Consider the following 2,084-nt stretch of genomic DNA (forward strand, 5'->3'; position numbering starts at 1 on the left):
CCGTGCTCGTGCTCGGCGAGCGGCCGCGGCCCGCGCTGATGGCGACCGTGCTGCTCGCGGGCGTCGGCCTGTACGTGCTGCAGCCGGCGGCCCGCGGCGCGGGGTCGTTGACGGGCAATGCGCTCGTCTTCGGCGCCGTGCTGTGCGAAGCCCTGTTCATCCTGCTCAACAAGCGGGTGCGGATCGCGATGTCTCCGCTCTCCCTGTCGACGCTGATGAGCGCCATCGGCCTCGCCGCGTCGCTACCGTTCGCGTTGGCCGAACGCGGTTCGATGGCGGCCGTGACGCCGGCCGCGCTGCTCGCCGTCGGCTACTATGCGCTGCTGCCGACGGTCGGCGGGTTCCTGCTGTGGTATGCGGGCACGGCCCGCGCCGGCGGGACGGAGGCTGCATTGTTCACAGCGCTGGCACCGGTGGCCGCGCTGCTGCTGGCGGCCCTGCTGCTGGACGAGCCGGTGGGACCGCGGCAATTCGCCGGCATCGCGTTCGTGCTCGCGGCGGTGGGCGTATCGTCATGGCCCGCGACCCGTCAGCCGCAGGTCTTGCCGCCCACGCCGTGATAGCCCTTCGCCCTGGCGTCCGCTTCCGTCATGTACTCGCCCTTCCTGGTCTTGCCGTAGTACTTGCTGCCCTCGCAATGGTAGACCTTGCTGGCGCTGTTCGCCCACACCTTGCCCGCGCCGCCGCTGGACGCTTCTTTCTTCGGCGCGGGCTTGCTGGCCGCGGGCGCGGTCGGCGCGCCCTTGTCCGGTGCCAGCGGGTTCGGCACGGTGGTCTGGGCGAATGCGGTGGCGGCGGCAAGTGCGGCCAACAGCAGGACAAAATGGCGTTTCATGGTGGCTCCAATAGGCCGGATCGAACACCGGCATGTAACTTGCATTGTACGGGTTGGTCCAATACTACGATGGCAACCAGCCCGTTTCAGTGCAAATCGAAACCGCCCGTCCGGTTCTGGTGCACGCCTGACATTACATGCAAAACATCGACATCTCTCTCCTCCATGACGACGCGGGCGACCGCCTGGCCGGACTCGGCCGCTGGTGGGTCGACCGCGCGGGTGGCGGCATCACGCTGTCGGCCGTGGCCGCATCGTTCTTCGGCACCGGCCGGCATCCGGATTGCCTCGCGCGCATCGAGCCGGACGACCGCGCCGCCGTGCATACCACCCTCGACCGCATCAAGAAAGGCGACGCCGGCGCCGAATGCGAATTCCGCGTCCGCACCGATGGACTCGGCCTGCGCTGGCTGCGCCTGCAGCAGATCGACACGTCCGCCACCGGCATCCTCGTCGACGTGACGGCCGCCCGGCAGGCCGCCGCGCGCGAGCGGTTCAATTTCGCGCTCACGCAATACCTGGTGGGCACCGACAGCATCGACGACGCCGTCACCGGCATCCTGCAACTCGTGTGCGAGGAACTGGGCTGGGAATGGGGCGCATTCTGGGCCCTCGACGACCGCACCGGCACGCTGCGCTGCCGTTACGCGTGGCAGGCGCCGCGGCAGGCGCTGGCGCCGTTCCGGGCCGCGAGCGCGCGCCTGACGATGGCGCCCGGCGAAGGCCTGGTCGGCACCGTGTGGGACAGCGGCGAGGCCCGCTGGATCGAGGATGCGAGCGGCACGGCCGACCTGTTGCGGGCGGAGGCGGCGCGCGCGTGCGGCCTGCAGTCGGCGTACTTCTTCCCCGTGACGTTCGTCGCGTCGGACGCGTGCCTGATGCGGCCCGGCGTGCTCGAATTCTTCAGCGTCCAGCAGCGCCAGCCGGACGCGCAGTTGCCGGGCCTGGCGAAATCGATCTCCGCGATGATCGCCCAGGCCGTCGAGCGCATGACGCAGCAGGAGCGCATCCGCGTGCGTGCGCAAACGGACGAGATGACGGGCCTGGCCAACCGCGCCCATTTCTACGACCAGGTCGACCGCCAGTGCCGCGACGCGCGGGCGGGGCAGACATTCGGCGTGCTGTTCGTCGACCTCGACCAGTTCAAGCCCATCAACGACGCCTTCGGCCACGACGCCGGCAACGTCGTGCTGACGACGTTCGCGTCACGCCTGCGCGCGCTGGCGCCGGCCGGCTGGCGCATCGGCCG

3 protein-coding genes are annotated in these 2,084 nt (G+C 70.2%); 2 read left to right on the top strand and 1 reads right to left on the bottom strand.

All coding sequences use genetic code 11. From position 1 onward, the window contains the following. The coding region (locus ACEN88_RS29960; protein WP_413345568.1) for a DMT family transporter at positions 1-560 on the top strand (560 nt) is incomplete at its 5' end. On the opposite strand, the gene ACEN88_RS29965 is transcribed toward ACEN88_RS29960, so the two are convergent. Then, positions 530-835, bottom strand: coding sequence for a signal protein (locus tag ACEN88_RS29965; RefSeq protein ID WP_413345570.1), 306 nt, complete (start codon positions 833-835; stop codon positions 530-532). The two genes, ACEN88_RS29960 and ACEN88_RS29965, sit on opposite strands and share 31 nt — an antisense overlap. A 137-nt stretch (positions 836-972) precedes the next feature. On the opposite strand from ACEN88_RS29965, the gene ACEN88_RS29970 reads away from it, so the two are divergent. After that, positions 973-2,084: diguanylate cyclase domain-containing protein (locus tag ACEN88_RS29970; RefSeq protein ID WP_413345571.1), on the top strand; the 1,112-nt coding region annotated here is incomplete at its 3' end.

The sequence above is a fragment of the Massilia sp. CT11-108 genome, assembly GCF_047302915.1.
GTDB lineage: Bacteria > Pseudomonadota > Gammaproteobacteria > Burkholderiales > Burkholderiaceae_D > Telluria > Telluria orientalis.